The 24,853-nt window shown below is 48.0% G+C and carries 19 protein-coding genes; 2 read left to right on the plus strand and 17 right to left on the minus strand.

Annotation, left to right across the window (positions count from 1 at the left end; all coding sequences use genetic code 11):
- Positions 1-30 precede the first annotated feature (30 nt).
- The 4 genes from QMO62_RS27555 to QMO62_RS27570 are packed head-to-tail and all read right to left on the minus strand — an operon-like array spanning position 31 to position 4,150.
- Positions 31-774, minus strand: a complete 744-nt coding sequence (locus QMO62_RS27555) for a Cof-type HAD-IIB family hydrolase (RefSeq protein WP_348651734.1) — start codon at positions 772-774, stop codon at positions 31-33.
- 43 nt (positions 775-817) lie between these two features.
- On the minus strand, positions 818-1,654 hold the full coding sequence (locus tag QMO62_RS27560) for a carbohydrate ABC transporter permease (RefSeq protein ID WP_284645701.1): 837 nt from the start codon (positions 1,652-1,654) through the stop codon (positions 818-820).
- A 24-nt stretch (positions 1,655-1,678) separates the two neighbouring features.
- A complete protein-coding gene (locus QMO62_RS27565) occupies positions 1,679-2,644 on the minus strand; it encodes a carbohydrate ABC transporter permease (protein WP_284645702.1) in 966 nt (321 codons plus the stop codon).
- 51 nt (positions 2,645-2,695) lie between these two features.
- Positions 2,696-4,150, minus strand: a complete 1,455-nt coding sequence (locus tag QMO62_RS27570; protein ID WP_284645703.1) for an extracellular solute-binding protein — start codon at positions 4,148-4,150, stop codon at positions 2,696-2,698.
- A 307-nt stretch (positions 4,151-4,457) separates the two neighbouring features.
- Between QMO62_RS27570 and QMO62_RS27575 the strand changes: the two genes are divergently transcribed.
- Positions 4,458-5,630 (plus strand): ROK family transcriptional regulator, encoded by a 1,173-nt coding sequence (locus QMO62_RS27575; RefSeq protein WP_284645704.1) that lies wholly within the window; start codon positions 4,458-4,460, stop codon positions 5,628-5,630.
- A gap of 67 nt (positions 5,631-5,697) precedes the next feature.
- On the opposite strand, the gene QMO62_RS27580 is transcribed toward QMO62_RS27575, so the two are convergent.
- Positions 5,698-9,681: an FIMAH domain-containing protein gene (locus QMO62_RS27580; protein ID WP_284645705.1), complete on the minus strand. Its 3,984-nt coding sequence runs from the start codon at positions 9,679-9,681 to the stop codon at positions 5,698-5,700.
- 338 nt (positions 9,682-10,019) lie between these two features.
- A complete protein-coding gene (locus tag QMO62_RS27585) occupies positions 10,020-10,238 on the minus strand; it encodes a UTRA domain-containing protein (protein WP_284645706.1) in 219 nt (72 codons plus the stop codon).
- A 739-nt stretch (positions 10,239-10,977) separates the two neighbouring features.
- On the opposite strand from QMO62_RS27585, the gene QMO62_RS27590 reads away from it, so the two are divergent.
- Positions 10,978-11,622, plus strand: a complete 645-nt coding sequence (locus QMO62_RS27590) for a zinc ribbon domain-containing protein (protein ID WP_284645707.1) — start codon at positions 10,978-10,980, stop codon at positions 11,620-11,622.
- Between the two features lie 574 nt (positions 11,623-12,196).
- On the opposite strand, the gene QMO62_RS27595 is transcribed toward QMO62_RS27590, so the two are convergent.
- The 11 genes from QMO62_RS27595 to QMO62_RS27645 all read right to left on the minus strand — a co-directional run bounded on the left by QMO62_RS27595 (position 12,197) and on the right by QMO62_RS27645 (position 24,786).
- The gene (locus QMO62_RS27595; RefSeq protein ID WP_284645708.1) at positions 12,197-13,882 is read right to left on the minus strand and encodes a methyl-accepting chemotaxis protein; all 1,686 of its coding nucleotides are present in this window, start codon (positions 13,880-13,882) and stop codon (positions 12,197-12,199) included.
- Between the two features lie 101 nt (positions 13,883-13,983).
- Positions 13,984-14,526 (minus strand): HD-GYP domain-containing protein, encoded by a 543-nt coding sequence (locus tag QMO62_RS27600; protein ID WP_284645709.1) that lies wholly within the window; start codon positions 14,524-14,526, stop codon positions 13,984-13,986.
- Between the two features lie 249 nt (positions 14,527-14,775).
- A complete protein-coding gene (locus QMO62_RS27605; RefSeq protein ID WP_284645710.1) occupies positions 14,776-14,976 on the minus strand; it encodes a hypothetical protein in 201 nt (66 codons plus the stop codon).
- Positions 14,977-15,202: 226 nt separating this feature from the next.
- Positions 15,203-15,433, minus strand: coding sequence for a hypothetical protein (locus QMO62_RS27610; RefSeq protein ID WP_284645711.1), 231 nt, complete (start codon positions 15,431-15,433; stop codon positions 15,203-15,205).
- 60 nt (positions 15,434-15,493) lie between these two features.
- Positions 15,494-16,060, minus strand: a complete 567-nt coding sequence (locus QMO62_RS27615; RefSeq protein WP_284645712.1) for a TetR/AcrR family transcriptional regulator — start codon at positions 16,058-16,060, stop codon at positions 15,494-15,496.
- Between the two features lie 667 nt (positions 16,061-16,727).
- Entirely contained in the window at positions 16,728-17,876 is a 1,149-nt protein-coding gene (gene dgoD / locus QMO62_RS27620; protein ID WP_284645713.1) for a galactonate dehydratase, read from the minus strand.
- The gene (locus QMO62_RS27625; protein WP_284645714.1) at positions 17,866-20,649 is read right to left on the minus strand and encodes a glycoside hydrolase family 2 protein; all 2,784 of its coding nucleotides are present in this window, start codon (positions 20,647-20,649) and stop codon (positions 17,866-17,868) included. The genes dgoD and QMO62_RS27625 overlap by 11 nt, the downstream gene beginning before the upstream one ends.
- A gap of 20 nt (positions 20,650-20,669) precedes the next feature.
- Complete coding sequence (locus QMO62_RS27630; RefSeq protein ID WP_284645715.1) at positions 20,670-21,503, minus strand: carbohydrate ABC transporter permease; 834 nt, start codon at positions 21,501-21,503, stop codon at positions 20,670-20,672.
- 5 nt (positions 21,504-21,508) lie between these two features.
- A complete protein-coding gene (locus QMO62_RS27635; protein ID WP_284645716.1) occupies positions 21,509-22,387 on the minus strand; it encodes a carbohydrate ABC transporter permease in 879 nt (292 codons plus the stop codon).
- 68 nt (positions 22,388-22,455) lie between these two features.
- Positions 22,456-23,742: an extracellular solute-binding protein gene (locus tag QMO62_RS27640; RefSeq protein ID WP_284645717.1), complete on the minus strand. Its 1,287-nt coding sequence runs from the start codon at positions 23,740-23,742 to the stop codon at positions 22,456-22,458.
- A 120-nt stretch (positions 23,743-23,862) separates the two neighbouring features.
- Positions 23,863-24,786 (minus strand): ArsR/SmtB family transcription factor, encoded by a 924-nt coding sequence (locus QMO62_RS27645; RefSeq protein ID WP_284645718.1) that lies wholly within the window; start codon positions 24,784-24,786, stop codon positions 23,863-23,865.
- Between the last annotated feature and the right edge of the window lie 67 nt (positions 24,787-24,853).

The raw sequence follows: 24,853 nt of genomic DNA on the forward strand, positions 1-24,853 counted from the left end.
GTTGCAGCACTCCTCATAAATGTAAATTTATTATCCGAGTAAGTAGCGCTCTATCGCTGTCGCTACTCCGTCTTGCTCATTGGATGTCGTCACGGCATCCGCAGCAAGCTTGATTACATCTTCGGCATTGCCCATGGCCACACCGAAGCCAGCAGCTCGAATAAGCTTCAAATCATTCTGATGATCGCCTATCGCCATGACCTCATCCATCTCGATCCCAAGGTATTCACATACCCTACGTACTCCGTACTCCTTGGTAATCCCTAATTTTGAAATTTCCATATTGATCGATGCTGAAGCCGTGATTTCAAGGGTACCCAGGGCTCGAACCTGATCGCGGAGCTCGTTCAGAACATCCGGGTCATCATGACGAATGCCGAACTTCATCCAGTCCAAATCAAACATCGCGTCCGTCCAGTCCTTATCCCCAGTAAGGCATTCGACACTGTAGCCCCAGAAGCCAGCGTTGACTCTTGCTGCTATGGCGTGCAGCTGGCGAACCTCCTCACGACTAAGATAATTCCGCTCCCACACCTGTTTGGGGCCTTTCCAGAGCTCCGCCCCATTCAGAAGCACCATCGGAGCATTTAGCCCGAGCTCATCCCAGAGCAGCCCTGCCGTCTGCAGCCCTCGTCCTGTGGAGAAAATGACCGTCACCCCTGCGTCGACGGCTTCATAGATTCTGCGACGGGTATGTTCTGTGATCCTTTTGTCATCTGTTAAGGTAGTGCCGTCTAAATCAAGAGCAAGAAGCCGATATTTTGCCATTGCCATCGTTTCACTCGTCCCCTTTAAGGCCAAAAACGGATACAGGAATCTATCCTTTAACCGCCCCTAATGTCGCGCCCTGCATGATCATTTTTTGGAATAGGATAAATACGATCACGGAAGGAACCATAGCGATACTAACACCGGCAAACAAGGTTACCCAGTCCGTCGTATATTCCATCATCTTGTTGGCTTGATACATTTGCACGGCAATCGTATATTTCTTCGGGTCGCTCAAATAAATGAACGGGCCCATAAAGTTGTTGTAATACCCCAGAAACTTGAATATGGCTACAGTGACAATCCCCGGTGTGGACAAGGGTACAATGACCCTCCAGAACACTTGAAAAATCGAAGCTCCGTCGATGTGCGCGCTTTCCTCCAAATCCTTCGGCAAGGACTTCATAAATCCCCCAAGAAGCATTAAGTAGAATACACTCTCCCCTAACGAAGACAGCAGGATCAAGCCGGTTAGGCTATTCGTTAATCCCAGCTCTCTCATGACAACGTATTGGGGAACCAGTGCATTAATACCAGGCAGGAATAAGGAAAGCATGATCAAGCCCCAGATCAAGCTCCTCCCCCTGAACTCCATTCGGGTAAGAGCATAGGCGTTCAGCGTTGTGAAGAAAAGACTGAGCACCAGGCTTCCGCCCACATAATAAAGCGTATTCAGCAGCGATTGCCCGAAGCCGTATTCCGTCCAGGCGGTGACGTAATTTGACCATTGTGCTTTTTTGGGAAGACTCCATAAATCCTTGAAAAATTCCGGATTCGTTTTGAGAGATTCATAGAAAACCCATACGAGCGGAAACAGGATGGTCATTCCCCAGCAGTATAATAGCAGACGCCAGATGACGTCCATGAACGTTCGCTTTTCTTTCAAGCGTTTCCCCTCCTCTATTCCGATCTAGTACTCTACACCCCGGTTCGGCAAAAATTTATCCATCAGCAGCTTCGCCGTAACCAAGATGACGAAGAGGATCATACCGACAGCCGATGCGTAACCGTAGTTAATATACTCTTTCCCAAAAGCAAGATTAAACATATAGAGACCAATGACATCCGTCGATCCGGAAGGACCGCCGTTCGTCATGATCAGAATGAGCTCAAAGGTTTTGAGTGTTCCTACAACTAGGAAGAGTACGCTTACCCGAACGACCGGCATGATTAGTGGAAGCGTAATGGAAAACAGACGGGTCATATGGCTAGCACCTTCAAGAATGGCCGATTCATATAGTGATTTTGGTATGGCCGTCATTGCATTGACGAAAATGATTACATATAAGCCTACGCCCCCCCATACCCATGGCGGAATGAGCGCCCAGATGGCCGTATTTTCGCTGCCAAGCCAATAAAAGTTCTTCATATCCATACCCATGAGCTTCAAAGCACCATTAAGCAAACCATACGTGCCATCATAAATAAACGCCCAGAGCAAAGCGACCACCACAATGGACAATACATTAGGAAAAAAGAACAATACCTTCAAAAACTCATTCTCGATATACGATTTGTAAGTAACCAAATAGGCAAGCAGCAATGAGATGAGGACAACCAGGACAGGTATGGTAATCATAAAAATGACGTTATGACCCAGCGCACGCCATACATATTCGTCCTGTAACGCTGTTATGAAATTCTGAATGCCGACAAACTTGGGCTCAGTCAGCCCATCCCAATCGAGCAAGGCGTAGTACACGGATAAGATGTTCGGGAATAGCGTAAAAAGCAGATACCCGCCAAAGGGAGGGACGATCGCCAGGATAAGAAACAGCCACTTCTGGGTGCTTGCTTTATCCAACCCCAGCTTGCGGGATGGCAAGGTACGTTGATCTTTCAGTACAGTGGAGACCTGATCGGCCAATTGATTCAACTCCTATCATGAGGGAAAGCGGAGAGATGAGCCTCTCCGCCCGTCACCCGATTATTTCTTCTGAGCTTGCACCGCTTTCTGCAGAAGCTGCTCCGCTTCCTCCAGAATCGGCTTCGGATCCTGTTTGCCGAGAACAACCTTAACCGTCATTTCTTCTACCATTTTGGTCGCTTTGGCAAGGTTCGGATCGGAGATGCTGATGGTTCTGTGTGCCTTATATGTACGGGCATCGGTTTCTTTAATGTACTTCAGGATCGCTTGAGCCGAACTCGACAGCTTGACGACTTTGCTTGCATCGTCGATGATATCCTTGCGCATCGGAAGTGCGCCGGACTTCTCCGCAGCAAATTGCTGATTTTCCAAAGTCATTAACCAAAGGATAAACTCCTTCGACCATTTCTTGTTCAACTCCGGCTTGCCTGCCCACAGATACTGGAAGTTCGTGATGCCGCTTCTTACCCAGATCTTTTGATTTTTGTTCTCTACGAAAGGAACGGCCATGAAGCCCCATTTGAAATCCTCCGGCGTCGACTTCTTCATTTCGTTCTCTACATGACTTCCAGTCGCTACCATAGCTGCTTGCCCTTGGATCACCTGCATTTGGGATTGGGTATGGGTTAAAGCCGGCAGACCTTCAGGAAAATACCCTTTCTTGCCGAGCTCATAGAGTCGATTCCAATGCTCCAGGCTTTCCGGACTTGTATACTGAGGACCGGTATAGGTTTTAAAGTTTTCAATCGCCTTATCTGCGCTGCCCTTCATATCGGCTAATTCGAAAAGCTTAGCCGGCCCGAACGCCCAATCATAATAATTCGGATGAATGCCAGGGAAGGTAATGGGGCTCACGCCGGTTGCTTTTATTTTCGCCAGAAGCTCGTTAAACTCGGCCCAGGTTCTTGGGCTCTGATTCCAGCCGTTTTTTTCGAAAAGCGTTTTATTATAGAATAATCCCCCAAAGGAGCTGGCCGTCGCAAATTCATAGATTTTCCCATTGACACGGGTGAACGACTCAAACATTCCCGGCAGCAACATCTCTTTCATGGACTTGGTTGGTGAATCCGGCAGCTTGCGGTCAAACAAATCGTCCCACGGCTCCAGCTTACCTGCCTCAGCAAGCGACACAATGCCGGAAGCTCCAGCAGGAGGCGTAGTATTGAAGAAGTCAAACATATCGTTATCGTTGCCTGCGGAGATTTTGGTTTGCAGGATATTCTTCATGTCCGCCGAAGCGGTCACATCGAACGATACGTTGGGATATTTCGCTGTAAAGGACTTAACGGCATTATCGAACCATTCCCGGCCATAACCTCCCATAAAAAATCCGACCTTCAGGGTTACCTTATCATTCTTGGGCAGACCGTTATCGTAGACTTCTGCCTTCGAGTTCGTGCCCGGCTGGGCAGCCGGCTGTTGTTCTTGCGCCCCCCCGGCGCAGCCTGCAAGTACAGATGAGGACAATGCGAATACCAAGCTTAAACTCGTGAGCTTACCATAATTTTTTGACATTGTGAGACCCCCTTCGAATTAGTAAAATCAATTGATTTATTAATTATTCTACAGGCAAATTGTTATCTCTCTTGCATGGTTTTGTATTCACAATGTAAAGTTTAAAACACCTCGAGTAAATGAATGCGGTTACAATTTGCCTGCAGGATAATAAATCAATTATATTTATTATATAATATCCTTATTTTTCTATCTAAGCAATAAGAATGTTTCGACAAAGTATGTCTTTTCATGAAGGCTGCGAGAATGGTAAACTAAGTGGAATGAGACCCGATTCGTACCGTGTGTTAGAGAGAGAGGCCAACCCATGTCCAATGTAAAGTCCACAAGCCATACCCTGTTAAAATCCATTAATCAGCAGAAGGTGCTGCATCTGATATTCTCCGAATATCCTATATCCCGTGTTGAGCTTGCCCAGAAAACAGGACTTAGCACGCAAACAGTGACGAATATCGTAAATCGGCTGTTACAAGACAAGGTAATCGTTGAAGGCGAGCCCCAGGCACTTGAGAGCGGCAGCGGACGCAAACGAGTCCCTCTGTTAATCAGTAGTTCCCGATACTGTGCAATCGGTTTGGAATTATCCGGATCTTCCGCCAAGGGGGCCCTCTATAATTTTCGAAATGAAAGATTAGCCTCATTCGAGCTTCGGGAGAATGGCTACTCGTCCGAGGAAGATTTGCTGCGGGTGGTTCGTGGTGTTTTAGGCAAGCTCGTGGATAAAATACCGAATACCTCCGAGCTGAAGGGCATCGGCATTAGTGTCCATGGGCTTGTCGACTCGAGTCAAGGAGTGCTGTTACGTTCGCCCGGTCTTGGCTGGAAACGGATTCCCCTTGCGGAGCTGCTTGAGGAGGAGTTTACCGTACCGGTTTATCTAGAGAATGACACCAACCTGCTCGCTCTCAATGAAAACATGGGTGGTTCTCTGGCCCTTTCTAGGAATAACGTAACCTTTAAATTTGACCGCGGCATCGGGGGCGCGATTGTTGTCGAGAAGCAACTGGTTACAGGATCCAGCTTCGTGGCAGGCGAAGTGGGGCATATTAAGACATTCTCCGCTCCCTTCGACTACCCTTGCTATTGTGGGGGGAAAGGCTGCTTGACTACCCTCGCTTCAGCCCATGGGATAGGTAAAAATATCGGGGTTACTCTCGAAACATTTGCAGAACGGCTCCGTTCGGAGGAACCGGAGGCCGTGCAGCTGGCAGGTATCCTGATGGCGGCTATTACGAATACGATAGCTAATACGGTTACACTGTTGAACCCTGATCGTGTATTGATTACAGGCAGTGTACTGAAAGCCTTGGGATCGGTGTTTATTAGTGAGCTGGAGACGCAAGTGCTTGCGAATGTACCCGAAACATGCCGGAGCTTAGCGTTCATTCACAAAGAAGATTCGCCCGACGGTACTACTCTCGCCGTTGGACTGGTGCTGCAGAATGTGTTCAAAATTCCTATTGATCAATTATCTTTATAATGACCTATACAATGCTAAGATCCGCTCCAGCTGCTGGATGCGGATCTTAGTTTTTTTGGCTATTTACTTACGGATTGTACTGACCTTGCCATATTTGCTTTAGTGCCTGTGACTTCAGGATTAACCACTGCATCGCGTCCGGAGTAATATGCTTATCTTGCCCATGGTTGTTCAAGTGCTTAAGGAAATCCTCCAGCTTCTTCCCAGCTTGGTCCCGTTGACCCTTCTGCTCATGGTGTTCCGCTTGGAGAAGCATTTGCTCCAGTTGCTTGGACAGCGGGTGCTGCAGCTTACCGTCAGAAACGAAGCGCTGAACCCCCTCCTGAAGCGCGGCGAGGTTAATCAGTGTTGTGAAGGTCACAGGCGCGCTGGGGCTTGAGGAAATACCGGAAGGATGCACAGCGGTAATATGGAACGTGTACGTTGTATCCGGTTGGAGACCGGTAACGCTATACACACTGTCAGTAACCGAAGCAGTTGTCCCGTGAGTTCCATACACAAGATACGTAACACTCGAACCGTCAGATGCCTGAATCGGATTCCAAAGCAACTCCGCGGATGTGGCAGTGACCTTCCGGACATTCAGCAGCTCCGGTGCCGGAACCGTGAGGCGGGTACGGAACGACCAGATATCCGAATACGTTGTCCCCCCGAAGCCATCCTTCGCTAGAGCGAACCACTCATACATTTGGCTTCCCTTTAATCCATTCCAAACCACTTCCGCATACATACCGCTGTTCGCTTGGACCATACCGATCTGTTCGTTCGAATACACCTTCACTTCGAACAAATCTGTGGCAACTCTTTTCAATTGCGGGGCAAGCTCAAGCGAGAGCGTAAATTCATCCTTGCTAGGCTCGTAGTAATTGTAATCTTCCAGCATCGGAGAGTAGGTATTCACGTACACGGTGTCCGATTCCGTATCAAAATGGAGCAGCTTCAAATATCCGTCTCCGCCATTGGGAATGCCCTGATAATCGTTCAGCATCTGATATACTTTACGGTCGGGTTTCCCATCCTTATTATCGTCGATCTGATCCGTGCGCAGTGCGCTGCCGGTGAAATGGCCGCTCAAGACCATCACGACGTTCGGGTTCGGCACGACTACCCCTTGATAAATCTTGTTCCCTGTGGCCGAACGGGCGGCATTATTCTGTAAATACTCGTGCACAACAACAACTGCTTTGCGATCCGGATGCTGCTTCAGCACGCCGTTCATCCAGGCCATGTCCTCGTCGTTCACTCCCCAGCCCATATACACGAAAATGAAATCGTTGCCGCTGGCTGAGATGAGGTCGTAATGACCTCGGTTGTCTTTGTACGATTCGCCGTAAAAGGGCTTATTCTCAAAACGGCTCGCTCCGAACCATTTGGAAAAAGCGGAATAGTTTGGCTCTGAGGTAGCACCGCCGTCGAATACGTCATGGTTACCCGCTACCACACCGTAAGGAATGTCGGCTTGCTCCAGCACCTTCATGAAACGGTCGGCACGTTCCCATTGCCCCTCAATACCGGCGGAATTAACAATGTCACCGATATGCGCGACATACTGTATATTCATGGATTCTTTGGCGTCACGAAGGAAATTCACCTGCGATTCAAAATACTCCGGAAGTATTTCGGCATAAATTTGCGTATCCGGCAGCCATCCGATCGTAAAGTCGTACTGGTCGCGGCGAGGAATCTCATCCTGCACCAAAGCTTGAACCATACCGTCTCGAGCATAATCCCCCGCATCGAAGCTTGCAGATAAAGTAAAATCCTCCTCAGACGATGCGACGACCGAGCTTAGGGAGTCCCATCTGCCGGCTGCAAAGTTCCAAGCATACAACCCGACCTTGCGGCCTTTTAGAGAATGCCCTTCCCAACGCAGCTCGATGAGATCGCCGGCACCCGTGCCGTTACCAACCTCCACGGCAAAGCGTTGGTACGGAAATTGTTCCGTTGCATCCGAGGTGAAATATTGATTATCCGAAGCCCCTATGGCCGATTTATCCTGGCCTGTAAGCTGATTTTCCCCCGGAAGGGACAACGATAACGGTGGTTCTACATCCGCTGCATGGGAATAGACGGTTACTCTGGAATCCGCCGCATTCAGTCGCTTTCCCTGATAAAATCCTACCTGAAGAGGATCACCAGTGGGATCGGAAACCGATACCTGCAGAACGGCTTCCGTGGCGACATCCTCCGCTTGGTCAACAGGCTTCACAAGTACGGGCTGCAATGGATGTTCTTCAGAAGTTGTGAATCGAATCGTTTGCTCACTGCTTTTGCCAGCGAGGTCCGCCGCCTTTAAGGTGAGTACATGTTCTCCGGGCGACAAGCCCGCGGAGGATGTCGCATAGGGAAGCTGGATGGCTATTCCGTCCAATGTCGCTTCAAAGGAAGCAACGGCCGTAGCGGCATCGGTTGCATGTGCTTGGATAACGAATGCACCTTTATAAGCACTTCCGTTAACCATGTTCGTAGTAAAGACCGGTCCTTGATTATCCACAATGACATTCGCCGCAACACGACCTCCGTCCGGCATTACGGCCTCAACGGTGTGACGGCCATCAGGGACGGCTAACGTGTTCCAACGATACGCTGTTCCTTTCCAATAAGCAGCGGGTATTGCGAAATTAAAGTAGACGATAGGCAGGAAACGACCGTTATCCCCCATATCCAGCACAGTTGCAGGGTTAGCGTATTTAGGATCCCGTAATACGGTACCGTCTGCGAGTACCAGACGTACATTACGGATATTGAAGTCATCCAAGCCGGGCTCAGGCTGATTCTCATAATAGGGACGTGTGACCGATCCGGCCCGGATCGCGATGGCATTGGATTGTCCATAACGGAACAGCTCAGGGCGGACAGGGACGACAATGGTTTTATAATCGGAGGTTGCGAACGGGATGAGATGCAAGGTTTCACTGCCCATTGTGATCACGTTCTGCCCTTTGTCGATATCATCCGCTTCAAATACAAAATAAGCGGTTTTCTCGAGCGCTTTCTCGAGAGGAGATGCCTGCGCACCGTCGATGGCCAAGATCATACCTTCGGTCGAGCCCGTTGCCGAGCCGATCAATGTACGTTCCCCCGTCAGTACATTATCATGCTTTACATTCAGTGAAGGGCTCTGTTCGTTGCCGGCCAATGCTATTGTACGCGGCGGGGTCGATACCACATTCGTGCCGTCCGAGGCTGAAAAATAGTACTCCAGCGTCGGACTCGCGAACCATTCCATCATCTCGAGCGAGTGGCGGAATCGTCCGTCCGCGCTGCGGGCAATGAGAACTTTCTTGAAATCTGTCGTCTTGTTTGTTTTATAATGCAGTGCAACGCTGGCGAGCAAGCGGTCATCACTTGCCTCCGCAGTAAGCTCGATCGGCTGAATCAGATCGATTCCCATCAAATTCGAGATATCCCGAATCGTCGGAGCTTTCGAGTCAGGCATCGTTTGAACTGGCTCTGCGGGAGCTTGCCCCGGAGATAAGGTGCCCGGCGAAGCCGGCATACTTTTGGCACTGACCATCTGCATATCGAGGCTGCCCGGCGCCGGAGCTCCATACACAATGCCCATATCCGTCTGCGTGTCCAATACCCCTTGGTTATAGCTGGCCCGGACGATATCTTGTCCCGTGTTTGTGGCTACTACGATCGTACGCTCCCGCAAATTGTTTAAACCGCCCGGTATACGGACAATATCCCTGTTCTCAACCAAGGAGGTACCGAAATGAGTGTTAAAATCCGCCACGGTCTTCGACTCCCCAGCCGCCGTCACCGCCCAGAACACCATGGCCTGCCCTGGTTGGATGATAATGGTTTCATTGGTATAGGGTCGCCAGAACAGATCGTTCCCCGGTTCCCCGGGGTAGCGGTAGAGAATGGAATAATCCTTAAAATCGATCGGCTGATCGCTGTTATTGTATACTTCAACATATTCGAAGGGATCCTCCCCGCTCACATCTCCACCGGAGTCGGGGACTAGCTCGGTAATTAACATGGACGGCAAAGAACTCGTAACGATTGACGAAGCGGCTGATACCTGAGTACTCAAAGGTATCACGGTACCCGCAGCCAAGACGGACACCATCAAACAGGTGAAACAGCGAGTTAACATTGATTTTCTCAAGGCATTTCTCATCTCCTTATTCATTTGCTTACGGCAAAGTAATCGAAAATATAAAATGCTTTCTTCCATGACTCCTTTCATTTTATTTATCCAATTGATTTATTTATTACAAAATTATATATTCGTTCCATGTAATTATTTTCCTGCAATCCATATATTAAAAATTTATGGAGCCCTTCGGGCGTCAGGCCCGTCTTGCGTGAAGCAATGAAAAAAAGAGCTCAAATCCTCTTGGGAAGAGCTCCTTATTTCCGTTGTAACCATTCAACTTCTTAAACATCATAATCCACGATGTATTGCTGCATTTCCGTATAATAATATCCTTCGCTGAATTCGATAAGCTCCCCTGTATCGTCATAGGAATACCATGTGCGCTTTAATAACGGTATAGAACTCTCCACAAGCAAGGTATGCGCCACATAGGAAGGAGCCAAAGCAACGGTGAATTGATCCCGAAACTTTGCCAAGGGAACGTCCTTTTCCTCAAGCATCAACAGCGAATATCAGAGCAGTAATACCTGGCACGAAAAAGCGGTTTTTGTTGAATGATGGAGTCGCTCAGCATACAGCTGGCCAGCCCATTTTACTTTTGGTATTGTTAAAATGAATGTAAATGCTTTATACTTTTCCATTACAGAACCAGCCTACCTTCGGTTATTATTGTTAATAAGATAAACGGGCTAATTGTTAACTTAAAAACCTGAATAGGTCAAGTACTAGCCACTATGGAACTACATCCTGCTAGATTAGCATAGCGTAATATTCAAAGTACGTACAACAGGGTTTTGAAAAGGATTATTTACTTACAACGACTACTCATACATGCCTCGAACAAACAATGATCACGAGCGATTCTACCGGCGAGCCGGTTAGAATTATCGATTACTTCGACGCGGGTTGGCGCCGTTCCTTCAATAACACCTATCGGAGAAGGTTGTTCTGTGGGCAATGTTTTGGGTAAACCATTGAATAAAAAACAGGTAATGCTTGGGGTTTAATCCGAATCGGACTTCGTAGGATATGTAAAAAACATGCCCGGGACAGATCCCGGATATGTCATGTTCTGTCGTATTCCATTTACTATAAAAGTGTTATAATGGTAGTATATACCCAAAATATTAAAGTAGAAGAAGATCTATTGAAGCTTAGAAACGCAAAGATGCGGTTCAGATAAGTAACTTTAGAACACTATATCATGAGGTGATTACTTTGCAGCAATTCGTTAGAACAGTGAATACAACAGAAGCATTCAGAATGAAAATGGATCAACTTCAATTGGAATATGAGCGCAAAATAGAGCCACTAAACTCAAAAATTGAAGCATTGCGTACCGAGATCAAGAGTCTTAACAATGTCGGAGTCGGTGCCGGTCTTGGCGGCGGCGTTGTACGATTCATTGGGACAGGTATCTCCGTGATCTTTGGAATACTATTTATTATCTGTATTATTATGTTGTTTGTGGAACCCCCTAATGGTGATTCAGAAGCATTCTTAATCGTTGGTGGTGTTTTAGTGGTTTTAATTATAGGCTTAAGCGTTCGCCATCGAGGCGTTTCTATAATTAATAAAGCTGAAGCGAGAGCAGCAGAGGCTGAAAATAAACAAGCACAATTAAAAGCTGAAGTCATAGAGCTTGAAAAATTAATACAAGAACATCATGACAAACTACAAGAAGAGCTCACAGTACAAGAAACAATATATCAGCAACATATGCTAAATCAACAACAATTAATCGAGCAAGAAGTACATACAATAAATCAATCTGCTGCAGCTACTGACGATAATAAAGAATGTCCGCAATGTGCCGAGACGATTAAAGCTAAAGCAAAAATTTGTAGATTTTGTAATTATAAATTTGATTTTATTGAAGTATAATGTGATGCGTCTTTAAACAAGTTTACATTCGTTAATATAAGTCACGAACATAATCTTTAATATTAATTCAAAAAAGGTTTGAATTTACTTTAAAATAATGTATTGGGCACTCTTAAATTGAGTGCCCTTCTTTCGGAATCGCAGCTTTGTGCCAGGTTGCATTGCTGACCACGTCTTAAAGAATGCTATGTTCTCAGTTGCTCACGAAAAAACCGGAGAAATATGACCTTTTTTAGTCAATCCGTATTTACAAATGGCATTACTAAGATTTTTATTATCTACCTCGTTGTATGAAATTTCAAACCGATAATTATCGCTGTTTCGAGGTATCCATCATCACATCTACCATTACTTATTCTCGTACATTGTTCCTGCGAGTACAGCTCCCGCTGAAGTGACTGTTCCGGCTATTGCGGTGCCCACTGGCGTAGCTGCAGCGGCTCCAATAGCATAGCTTGAGGCGGTTGCAAATTGCTGTATCCCGTGCAACTGATTTGGCCGCTTCTTTTACTGTTGAGAAAAAAAAGGATTCAGGGGGGATTCCTTTGAATCCTTTTTTTCGTTGTTTGAAACTTTATACTTTAAATTTAATAATTTGACTTTGTAATTGTTCTGCCATTTGGGATAAGGAAGAAGCAAAGGAGTAAACTTCTTCCATAGAGGCCAATTGCTCCTCCGTGGAGGCAGATACCTGTTGGATGCCCAATGCGGATTCCTCAACTATATTTGAAATGAATTTCATGGAATTAGCAACCTGTTCCGTACTAGCAGACATTTGTTCCGCAGCCGCTGCTACTTCTTGAATTTGAGTTAACACCTTTTGTACTGATTGTTCGATATGCTGAAACGATGTTCCTGCCGTATTTACTACGTGAATTCCTTCGTCTACTTCTTTAATTCCAGCTCCCATAGATTTCATAGCTGCATGTGTTTCTTGTTGAATCGATGATACAAGGTCAGTAATCTGTTGGGAAGACTGGGACGATTGTTCGGCGAGCTTTCGAATTTCACTTGCTACTACCTCAAATCCTCTCCCTTGCTCCCCTGCCCGTGCTGCTTCAATTGAAGCGTTTAATGCCAGCAAATTCGTTTGTGCCGCTATATCTGAAATTATACTAACAGTTTCGCCAATATCTTGGGATCGTGTTTCCAATCCACTTATTACTTCCGATAAATCTTCAATAGTTCGATGTATAGAATTCATTTGAATAATAACGCGTTGAATTGCTTGATTACCCTCAAATGACTTTTCTGCGGCTTCTAAGGCAGACGATGAGACGCTTTGCGCATTTGCTGCAATTTGTTGTGTACCTGCTGACATTTCATTCACTGCTTGTACACTTTCTTTTACGCTTTGAACTTGTTTGTCGGACCCAGCAGCGACTTCCTGAATGGCAGAAGCAATTTGTTCAGTGGCAACGTTCGTCTGCTGGGCGCTCGCAGTCAACTCTTCCGAGGAAGCTGCTACATGTTCAGCACTAGTATTGGTTTGAGCGATTAGTTCTCGAAGGTTACTAACCATTTGATTGAAGGACTTGGCTAGTTCACCGACCTCATCCCGATTTTTCACTTTAATTTCCTTGAGTGTTAGATCACCTAAAGCAATTTGTTTCGCTGCATTTGCTATCAGAACAATTGGTTTGGAAATTATTCTAGAAATAAAGAAACCAATAATGAGAGCCGTTATAAATGCGATTACACTAATAACCAAAATTATTCTCTTAATGGATTCAACCATCACCGAGTTTTCTGAACTACCCTCATCCACTAACTTTTGTTGCCCGTCGGCAATTCGCTTTGATAGGCCCTCCATATCGCGACCAATCAAAATCACCCCAGACGAAGCTTTTAATGCAACTTCCTTATTTGTTCCCATTAAATTAATAACTTGGTCGGCATCTTTTTTAAATTGTTGATTAATTTCATTTAATTTGTTTATGTCGTTTTTGTCTTCATCACGCTGTACTAAGATCAACGTGGAGCTTATGAGTTCTGCAAGGTTGTTATTAGCTTGATAAAACCTGTCCAACCCATCTTTATTCTGGTTTAACAGATAATCACGTAAACTGCTCATCTGTTGCAGAGCTTCTGCCCTCATATCTTTAGAATGTGATAAAATTTTTTCCCGCCTATCAACCAAATCTGTATAAGAATCATCGATTTTTTGTAGATAAGTATAAGATAGAGCACTAATAAGCCCTAAAAAAAGTGCTATAATTAAAAATCCAGTTATCATTTTATTACCGATAGTAAATTTCATCTGAAAACACCTCTTTTTTGTTTTTTCTACACAGTTCGGCATTACACACGTAATTTTAGTTTGGACAAGACTAGAAAATGTAAGTTGGTTATTTATGTAAACTAATTGTAACTACTAAAAGTAGTACTAAATGGGTCCAGTACTTCGTCGGACAAGCGTATAAACAGGTCAACATAATGCTTATCAAATTGCCCATTGCTATGCAGAAGCAGTTCGCTTTTAGCTTCACGTAACGATAATCCCCTTCGATAGGGGCGGTCAGACACCATGCAGTCAAACGAATCGATAATCGCGCAAACTTTAGCGAAATCGGGGATGTTATTACCACCCAACCCATAGGGATAACCTTCCCCATTCCACCTTTCATGGTGAAATTTAATGATCTCGATAATTTCCTTGTCAATATCTCCGCGTTTCTCCATCCATTCGGCCCCCAATAAAGAATGACTTTTCATTATATTCCATTCGTCTCTGGTCAACGATGAATTTTTGTTCAAAATTTCGTTGGGAATAAATATTTTTCCGATGTCATGCAGGTAACAACCGTATATCAACAAGCGAGTTTGTATCTCGCTCAACTTTATTTCGGATGCCATATGTCTGGCCAACCGGCCCACTCGTAGAGAATGTTCGTATGTATTCATATCTTTTTTCTGCAAGCGATTCAGTTCTTCCGTAAGCCACAGTGCGCATAGATTCCTCTCCAAGTAATAAAAAATGGAATGATACCTCCCTAACACGTATTGGTATTCGTACAAAAAAACTAATTTGTCATGGTTAATGTTGCTTAACGCGATCCTAACTATTTCAAAAGCCACTGTTGAACCACCACAGCGATTTGTGCTAGAGAGGTTTGTTTTTCGACCGCTCCGATCTCCGTATCATGTGCGATCTCAGCAATATCGTTGTAGATCATCACCGCCGATGAGCCCTTTATTGTATTGCATTACGCGGAAGATTTGATGAATTTGATCTTCTGTCATCTTTCCTAACCGCTCTATTTCAAGAATGATCTGCTCCAACTGTTCTATGAGCTGATACGACTCATACAAGAACATCTTTAGCATTGGTTCCCGTTTTCCTTTGCCCATCATCCAGGTAGGTCGCCTCTAACTTTCTTTGGTAAGTCTACGTATAGGGCGTTACACTTTATTTTTTAAAGCCATCAAGTGCATCTATATGAATTGTTTTCATTTACACTAAATTGATGAAGGATGTTCCCACAGAAACTAGCGGTCCTTCGAAAAACTCGGGAAAATATGAACGATAGTGCCGTTCTGCCCTCCGATAATTTAACTTCGTTAACTACAGCGATGTCTATCATTCTCTCATTGCTTTATCTAAGCCGATGTCATGAAAAGTTGCCACCAACCTGAGTTCTTCAGATCGTTTTCTATTAGAAAGCCACTTCCCGATCATATTCGATAAAAAGGTGAACCCAACATTATGACGGTAGGCATATTCATCTTTGGTTTGCAATCCAGCTGATATAGTAAACAGATTAGGGGTATCAGCTACTGCTGAAATATTTGGGATAATTAATTTCATCACTTCAGTTAATGGGATTTTTTGTATCGTATATACGACGTTATCAATACTCTGAGGTTAATCCTAGGGATATCTAATGAGTTTTATCATATCTAATACCGATTTTTTGTACATATCTACTTGATCCGGATGCTGGTTATAAACATAAGCGATTGCGGAATGTAATGTTATTAATCTTATCATCAAAAAAGTTTCGATCTCATTTTCGGGTATTCCAATAAAAGAAAGAGCAGGAGCATAACGTTTTAAAAAGAAGTCATGACATCTTTTCCAAGCTAACTCTATATCTGAGGAACCGAAAGCCCTTGACATGACAACTAAGTTAATAATGACAACCTTTTCCTTGAAATAATCGAAACAATAGTCGCATATCATATTCATTTCACTTTGGTATTGAATGATATTCTGCGGGATGTCTTGTGGTAGCATTGCAATGATCTCTAGTATAACCGTATTGATGGTATCATTTAAAATCTCGGTCAACAATTCCTCCTTATTCTTAAAATAAATATAAAAAGTTCCTCTTGCGATTCCGCTGGCATTGTTGATATCATCGATGGACACATTTTCAAAGCCATTTAGAATAAAAAGTTGAACCGCAGTTTCAATAATTTGATTACGTCTCCTCACAAAAACGACTCCTATCGACAAAAGTCAACATAATTCTCACCAATATATCATGACATTTTGTCATAGTCAACGAAGAACAGCCTGTTTGTTCTTACAAACATGTAGTTCAAATGTACCGCTGTTTTCTTTAAAAAACTTTTCAAAAATAAACATATAAAAAGGGTATACACAAAAACATCTCATAACGACTTGTGTAGGAGGTGACACATTGTCATCGGGTGACCATCAACCTGCGGGTGAGCGAGGCAGGGGCTTCTGAGGTACTCAATAGAATCTAATTGAGTCCGCTAAATCATTCAGGGCTTATTTTTAAATGCGAGTTACTTTAATCTCCCTCAGTTCCTCCCTCCGCTTGCTCCTCGATTATGAGCAGCCCAGTTCACCTTCCATGGTCACATAGCCGCCCCGCGAGAACACATCCCTGAGGCTCGTCGCCGTTATCGTCTTCCCTGTCCCCGTTTAAAACAGTTTAAAATTTGTTTTATTATTTTCCCCGTGGACTAAGATATTTTATTGCTTCTCTATCAAATACGATCTGCTTACGTTCAGGAAACCAAGTTACACCAAAGCCGTCTTAAATCTGAACTTTATAGCCAAAAAGCCTATTCCCTTGCAGCTAATTGGGAATAGGCTTTTTCGTCTTCATTCACTTATGGGTTGCAGCGTCTCACCACTCCGCCACGGTGCCGTCCGCATTGCGCCAGAGCGGGTTCTTCCAATCGTGGCCGATCTTGGCCATTTCGCGAACCTTCTCCTCATTGACCTCGATGCCGAGGCCAGGGCCTTGCGGAATATTAACGAAACCGTTGCTGTAACCGAACACCTTCGGGTCTACCAGGTAATCGAGCAGGTCGCTGCCCTGATTGTAATGGATGCCCAGGCTCTGCTCCTGGATGAACGCGTTCGGCGAGCAGGCGTCGACGTGCAGGCAGGCAGCCAGCGCGATGGGTCCAAGCGGACAGTGCGGTGCGAGGGCTACGTCATAAGCTTCCGCCATGGCGGCAATTTTGCGTGTCTCCATGATGCCGCCGGCGTGCGAAACGTCCGGCTGGATGATGTCGACGATGCCTTGCTGCAGCAGCTCCTTGAATCCCCAGCGTGTATACATCCGTTCGCCGGTAGCGATCGGCGCCGACGTATACTTGGCGATCTCCTTGAGTGCTTCGTTGTTCTCCGGTAACACAGGCTCTTCGATGAACATCGGACGGAACGGTTCGAGCTCCTTGGCCAGAATCTTGGCCATAGCCTTATGCACCCGTCCGTGGAAGTCGATGCCGATGCCGAATTGTTTGCCGCCGACTTCGCGGACGGCCGCAATACGCTCGAGCACCGCTTCCACCTTCTCGAAGGAATCGATATAGTGCAGCTCCTCTGTACCGTTCATCTTCACGGCGGTGAAGCCGGCGTCAATCTGCTTCTGTGCCGCTTCCCTCACGTCGTTCGGGCGATCACCGCCGATCCAGTTATACACACGAATACTGTGGCGGCAGGCGCCGCCCATCAGATCGTACACCGGCGCATTGTAGTATTTCCCCTTGATGTCCCATAACGCCTGCTCAATACCGGAGATGGCACTGGTCAGCACCGGGCCTCCGCGGTAGAAGCCCCCCCGATACATCATCTGCCAGAGGTCCTCGATGTTCATCGGATTCTGGCCGATCAAATACGAGCTGAGCTCCTCGACTGCCGTGCGGACCGTTTCCGCCCGGCCCTCTACGACAGGCTCGCCCCATCCGACAAGGCCGTCGTCCGTCGTCATCTTGAGAAACAGCCACCGCGGAGGTACTTTGAACAGTTCGATCGATTTAATTTTCATCTGTAACCCCACTCCCTTCATTCGCAATATCAATAAGTCGATGCAGCACATGCACAGCCATGGGCTGATTGCGGTACGCTTCGATCAGCTTCCAAGTCACAATCGTGACGTAACCGATGCCGAGCGGATGGCGAACGATGGAGCCGCCGTTCTGCCCGAGCCAGCCCTGAAAGTACCCTGCGATCACTTCGCCTGCTTCCGCTGTACCCGGGTTACCGAACATGTTGACGGTACGCTTGACCCCCACCTTCTTGTAGTCCGTGAACGGCAAAACATAGTCGGGATGCAAGCCCTCCAGCTCCCAGCCCATCTCAGGCTGCAGGGGCAGACCGCCGAAGTACGCAGGGTTGACGTAATTCATCGAAGAAGCGCGGGGCCAGCTTTCACCCGGAGGCAGCTCGCGGAACGTGAACGGTCCCGATGCCGCCGATCGATCCCCCCGCTCTGCCAGGAACAAGACGCTCCCGCCGCTGCGGGCGAATTGCTCCGCTTCAGCATCCAGACAGTCGGTGATCAGCACCGCGCCGTTCGTCGCCTCCGCTACCACGTTCCGGCCACGAGCGGCCAGAGCATTGCTGAACGCAGCTTCCATCCGGTGCGTCACCACATCAGGACCACTAACTACCCGCACGGTCCTTGGCGACATCGTCAGCTCATATTCGTTGCGAGCCACTACCCTGTCGCCGACATGCCAGGAAAGCTCCAGCCGTTCTGACATCACAGCCGTCACCTCGGGTACCGTGAATGTCAAAGCACCCTTCAGACACGCCCAAGGTCCCATGTCGTTCAATACCACTTCCCCAGACAGCCCACTTCCGGCCAGTTTCCATTTTACTACACCGCGATAATCCGCAAGCTGATCATCCGTCAGCAACAGATCCCAAGCGAGCTGCTCGCCCGCCCAGAGATTGGACCTCTCCACCTCGGCGAACACACAGGCAGGGCCGTTAAAGTCTATGAGCCGCTCGAAGCCCTCCTTCGGCTGTCTTAGGAAGTCGAGCCAGCCGTTCGTCTCCCATTCGATATCTGTAAACTCCGTAACAATATAACCGCCGATCGCCGGACGCTTGCGCATTTCCTCGACGAGCGATTTCACTGCCCGGAACATGCGACGCTGTGAATGAACCGCAAGCTTCTCGAAATCGCCGAAGGTGCTGTCCAGCCCGTACTTATGCATATTGTCAAGTGCCGTCACCGGTTTTTTGTAATCATCTTGATGAGTCTCATCGCCTTGATTGATGAACCACCACGGCTCGTTGCCATCATAATATTGCCTGAGCCGCTCCATGCTCGGCAATCCCCAGACACCGAATTCGGATACCAGAATCGGCTCTCCGCGGGAAACGTAGGGCTCCACGAAATTCGCGTTAGGATCGCCTATTACAAGCTCATCCAGATCCCGGCGCCAAGCATCCAGCTGATCCGGGCATGCAAAGTACCGGTGATGATCATTAATGTCCGTTTTGATGTGGGTCCAGCCGCTATTGTCACAGATCAGACGGGTCGGGTCCCATGCCTTGACCGTATCGAACAGCTCCGCAACATGACGCTGTTTGTCCGGATCGAACGCGAGGTCCCACTCCAGTCCCCACTCTTCGTTATAGATCGACCAGATGATGATCGACGGATGATTGTAATCACGCTTTAGCATCGCGGCCAACTCGGCCACAAACCGGCTGCGGGCGCTCTCCGTCCACTTCACGTAATTCGGCGGCTCCGCCCAGATCAGCATCCCCATCCGGTCAGCCCAGTACAGATACTCCGGCGTCTCCACCTTGATGTGCTTGCGCAGCATATTAAAGCCCATTTGCTTGGCAAGATCAAGCTCACGCCGGATATCCGATTCCGAGGAAGCCGTGTAGATCGTTTTTGGATAAAAGGCCTGATCCAGCGCTCCCCTAATATATACCGGACGATGGTTGAGCCAGATGCGGCCGTCCTTCTGCATCACTTTACGCAAGCCAAAGGTCGTCACGTATCGGTCCACGATCGTTTCGCCGTCGACGAGATTCGCTTCCAATTCATACAGATAGGGTGTCTCCGGAGACCAAAGCAGCATATCAGGCACCGGCAGCCGCCAATCGACATTATTGAATTCACCGGCTGCGTTGCTATCCCCTAACACAAGCTCACCCGAATAGCTCGCCGCCTCGAAGCCATCTTGTTCACCAAAAGCATGCGGTCTCACCTCGTAACGCAGCACACCGGCCGCCGTTCCAAGCCTCAGCTCCGCATGAACATCGACATGCATCGCGTCGACGTCAGGCGTAACCAGCACGCGCTGCACATGCGCAGCCGAGCGTCCCTCCAGCTTCACCGATTGCCAGATGCCGCTGACACGCGTATACCAGCTGCCCTGCTTACCGATCGGGATTTCCGCATTGTCTCTCGGGTCGAACACGCTCACCGTCAGCACGTTGTTCCGCTCCATCAGGCTGGCCGGAATCCGCAGCTCGAACGGGGTGAAGCCCCCTTCGTGGTGTCCGATCTCTGTCCCGTTCCACCATACGGTGCAACGATAATCCACGGCGCCGAAGATCAAGTAATACTCTTGGGACCGATTGATGTCCTCATGTGTCACATTTCGGCGGTACCAGGCCATGCCGCTGTAACCTACCAGCTCGCCGCCCTCGCTTTGCCAGATATGCGGTACCGTGACCTCGCGCGCATCCTGCCATAGCCGTTCCTGTTGAAACCAAGCCTCTCTTTCTCCTACCTGAAGCGGATCCGTTACAAATTGCCACGATCCGTTCAGACTCCATGTCTCCCTCATATCTTTATCTCTCCCTCGTGTTACTTGATTCCGGTCATCGTGATGCCTTTGATAATATGCTTCTGGAATAAAATGAACGCGAGTATCGCCGGCAGACTAGCCAAAACGTTCGCCGCCATCGGAATAATCAGTTCAGCCGTATAGGCACTTTGGAATGTCGGGATTCCGACAGGCAGCGTCATCATTTTTTCCTCAGTAACCGCCAGGAACGGCCACAAATAGTTATTCCAGGATGTCACGAAAGTGAAAATGCCCAGCGCAGCCATGGATGAACGCGACAGCGGCAGGAATAGACTCCAGTAGATGCGGAATAAACCTGCACCGTCGATCTTCGCAGCCTCTACCAGATCCTTCGGAATGCCGTCATAAAACTGCTTCAGAATGAATACGCCGAGCGGTGCCGCCAGACTGGGCAGAATTAGCGCCGGGTAGGAGTTGATCAGGTCCAGTTCGACCATGATTTGAAACAGCGGGATGATTTTCGCCTCAATCGGCACCATCAGCCCCATCAGAACCAACCAGAAGATCAAGGTTTTCCCCGGAAAATGCAGCCGCGACAATGCAAAAGCGGCCAGTGAGTTCAATACGATAGTCAGCCCGGTGGTTACTAAGGCCACGAGGGTACTGTTCCAGCTCCAGCTCCAGATGGAGGCACTGCCTAGAACATACTTGAAGTTTTCTAGCGTAAATGGCGGCTTAAACAGCTCACTCATCACCGTCACGGCGCTGCCTGCAGGCTTGATCGCCGTGACGATCATCCATACTAGCGGAATCAGCCAAATGACAGCGAGGCCAATTCCGAGGAGATAGAGCAGGAAAAGTCCCGGAGTCAGTTTGCGTAGACTGTGTGTCATGAGTGTCACTCCTTATTGGACAAGAACTTAAATTGAATGATAGCAAACACGATGGTTACGACGAACAGAACATATGACATCGATGAGGCAACGCCCACGTCACGTTCAATAAAACCTTTTTCATAAATATACTGCACCAGCGTCCGCGTCGAGGTCCCCGGTCCACCCTTGGTCATTAAGTAAGTCTGACCGAATAGTTTAAAGGAGGAGATCGTCTGCAGTACGACGGTCAGCAGCATAACGCTCTTAATCGACGGTAATGTGATCGACACGAATTGACGCCACGTACCCGCCCCATCAATGCGCGCCGCCTCATACAGATCCTCGGGAATTTCCTGCAGCCCGGCGAGGAACAGCACCATGTTGAAGCCGACCGTCCACCAGACGGTAGCGATAAGGATGGAAATCCAAGCGAGCTGCGGCTGATCCAGCCAGAACACCTCGCTGACGACGCCCAGCTTATGCAGGAATGTATTTAACAGACCCGTGTACGGCTGCAAGATGAACACCCATATACTCGATATGACCGAGATGGATAACACGAAGGGCATAAAATACACTGAGCGTAAAAACGTCGTCCCCTTAAGACCGGCGTTGACGATTAATGCAAGCCCCAGCCCCACCACAATTAGCGTCGGGGTCGAAATCACTACGAAGTAAAACGTGTTCCACAACGCTTCCCAAAAGTATTTATCCTTCGCCATGGATACGTAGTTGGCTGTTCCCACGAAGGTCGATTCCATAGATATAGAAACCTTATTGAAGCTAGTAATGAACCCCTTGACGATCGGATAAAGCATGAACATCGAATAGACTGCCAAGAACGGGAGCAGAAACAAATACGCCGCGATGCTCTCCCCAATCGATTTTCCTTGTTGTCTCACGGCAACCTTACCTCCTCTGGAAAAAAGAACGTCTGGGTGAAACCACCCAGACACCCCTCGTCCATTCCTTATTTAGCAAGAAGTTCGTTGATCTCCTTCTCTGCGCGTTCGAGCGTCTGCTCCGGAGTCGCTTGTCCGTTCATCATCACATTGAGGTGTTTCTTGAAAATGTCCAGTACGGCGGAAATTTTCGGCGAATTCGGCATGTAGCTTACGTAATCGGCGATTTCAACATAATCGCTGCGGTACTTAAGGCTCTTGAACTCGTCGGACTTCAGCACAGCCGGCTTACTTGGCACATGACCGGCTTTGGCCCAGGTTGCCGAGTTGGATGTGATCCAATCTGCGAATTTCAGCGCGGCGGTTTGCTTTGCCTCGTCCTTCGTCTTCTGCATCGGCAGGACAAACGTGTGGGAATCGCCCCAAGTCGCTTTACGCTCGAAAAGCTGCGGAATCGGCATGGCTACGAACTTCAACGCTTGGTTCTGCTCGAGAGAGCCGGTCATCCATGCGCCGTTGAACATGATCGCTCCCTTGGCCGCAGTGAAGATTTCCCCACCGTTTTTCGTATTTTTCGGCCACAGATCCTCATTGACCATCTGGTTCATGAACGCCAGCGCCTGTTTTCCTTTGTCATTGTTAAACGCCGCCGTCTTTCCGTCATCGCTCAGCAGCTTGCCATTCATCTGGGAATACAGTGTCCACCAAATACGCAGCGGGGAGTCGCCATTGGATGTCGCCGCTACAGGGAACGTTCCGGCCGGCAGCTTGCCCTTGAGTGTCTGGAGACTCTTCATGAAGCCGTCTTTTCCTGCCCCGAGATTGACTTTGCCGCTCGCGTCAAGCAGTCCCGCATCCTTCACCAGCGCTTCGTTCGCGAAGAGGATGAGAGCGTGCGTATCAAGCGGTACGGCGTAGTTTTTGCCCCCAACAATGGTCGAATTTAAAATATTCTTGCTATATGTGTTCCAATCAATACCTGCTTTTGGAGCCAATGCCCCAATCTCTTGAATCATGCCCCCTGCCGTCAGCTCCGCGAGCTTGGAAGCGTGCGCGATCGCCACATCCGGTGCCTGGTTGGATGCAATGCTCGTCTGCAGCTTTGTGTAGTATTCCTCCGCTTTCAGGTTGAGGATTTCCACTTGAATGCCAGGGTTTGCGGCATTAAATTTCGTTACCATTTCCTTCATGAAGTCACCGTCGCCGCCACTGAATGGTGCCCAGTACTTCAATTGAACCGGAGCCGCTGTATTGGAACCGCCTTCATTTGTCTCTTTCGCAGGCGCCTTACCACAGCCTGCCAGCATACCCGCCACCAATACCGTGCTCAATACCAAGCCGCTTACTTTCTTCATCGTGCCCGTGCCCCTCTCGGTTTGTCATCGCTTTCACACTTATTATTACACATATTGTTGTTATATTTCAAGTATTATTATTATAAAAAGATGCAGTTGTTTTTTCCACCCCGTTCAGCTTTACCTGTTGCGTCCCGGAGTGTACTTGACTTTCATAAGCAGGTCCTGCTCGTAATTGCCGAATTTCCGGCCGAAGATGTTCATCCCCCCGACATTCGTCGCATCCTTCTTCACACCGAGACGCACGGAAATATAAGGCTTGTCATGAAGCCTCAGATCCAGGATGCTTATGGTTGAACTAGGCAGACCGTCGATATAACTGCCCTCTGTATTAGTTTTCCATGTTTTGAGCATCCCATACTGCGTATTATTCGTCCCCCACCAGGATGGCGTCAGAAAGCCGCGCTCTCCACCAAAATCGCCGGGGGAGGTCCATGTTCCGATTTCTACCCCGTTGATCCAGCAAGTGATGTCGGATGGCCAATCCAGCTTATGGTAGGGGGCCTCCGAACACAGCTCGAGCGACAGATCCAGCTCCTCAACCTTGGCGCCGTATGGCAGACGGTTCGGAAACTGATACTCGATGAAGCCGGAGCGAATCCAGAGCAGCTGCGCCCGCTTTCGGTCCAGCTCGTAGAACGAACGGGGGTCATCCTGCGTGAGGAGGATCCCCTCCTCGCTCAGCAGGCCGCACGTCGGCTCCACCTCGCAATTGACGAATTCACCGATAGGCAGCTCCATGAGTAGCTCATGCTCCTCCTGTCGCTCCCGCTCGGTCAGATTAATGATGATGCGGTCGTATTTCTTCGAATTGACCTTCTGCGTACCGCGGCCGGGAACGATCTCCGTGGAGATGATGCCGGCATCCTCCAGCTTCTTAATGTTGACGGCGGCAGTCGAGAACGGCAGACTCATCCGCTCGGCGATTTCGTTGACGTTCAGCGGCTCCTCGCTCAGAATCCGGACGATCTCCATTCGATGCTCGTGCGACAGGGCTTTGCACACTTCCAAGGCCTCTTGTAGAGTTAATTCTAAAGTACGCATGAGAATATCCCCTTTTTTATGACAACTATTATTGTTATAATATACTTGTACTTGTACTGTACCGATT

The organism is Paenibacillus silviterrae, from assembly GCF_030167925.1.
GTDB lineage: Bacteria > Bacillota > Bacilli > Paenibacillales > NBRC-103111 > Paenibacillus_G > Paenibacillus_G silviterrae.

Bases quoted from the DNA above. Each gene is read 5' to 3' on its own strand.
- QMO62_RS27555 (WP_348651734.1), bottom strand. From the start codon at position 774: ATGGCAATGGCAAAATATCGGCTTCTTGCTCTTGATTTAGACGGCACT.
- QMO62_RS27570 (WP_284645703.1), bottom strand. From the start codon at position 4,150: ATGTCAAAAAATTATGGTAAGCTCACGAGTTTAAGCTTGGTATTCGCA.
- QMO62_RS27575 (WP_284645704.1), top strand. From the start codon at position 4,458: ATGTCCAATGTAAAGTCCACAAGCCATACCCTGTTAAAATCCATTAAT.
- QMO62_RS27585 (WP_284645706.1), bottom strand. From the start codon at position 10,238: ATGCTTGAGGAAAAGGACGTTCCCTTGGCAAAGTTTCGGGATCAATTC.
- QMO62_RS27595 (WP_284645708.1), bottom strand. From the start codon at position 13,882: ATGAAATTTACTATCGGTAATAAAATGATAACTGGATTTTTAATTATA.
- QMO62_RS27600 (WP_284645709.1), bottom strand. From the start codon at position 14,526: ATGAATACATACGAACATTCTCTACGAGTGGGCCGGTTGGCCAGACAT.
- QMO62_RS27605 (WP_284645710.1), bottom strand. From the start codon at position 14,976: ATGATGGGCAAAGGAAAACGGGAACCAATGCTAAAGATGTTCTTGTAT.
- dgoD (WP_284645713.1), bottom strand. From the start codon at position 17,876: ATGAAAATTAAATCGATCGAACTGTTCAAAGTACCTCCGCGGTGGCTG.
- QMO62_RS27625 (WP_284645714.1), bottom strand. From the start codon at position 20,649: ATGAGGGAGACATGGAGTCTGAACGGATCGTGGCAATTTGTAACGGAT.
- QMO62_RS27630 (WP_284645715.1), bottom strand. From the start codon at position 21,503: ATGACACACAGTCTACGCAAACTGACTCCGGGACTTTTCCTGCTCTAT.
- QMO62_RS27640 (WP_284645717.1), bottom strand. From the start codon at position 23,742: ATGAAGAAAGTAAGCGGCTTGGTATTGAGCACGGTATTGGTGGCGGGT.
- QMO62_RS27645 (WP_284645718.1), bottom strand. From the start codon at position 24,786: ATGCGTACTTTAGAATTAACTCTACAAGAGGCCTTGGAAGTGTGCAAA.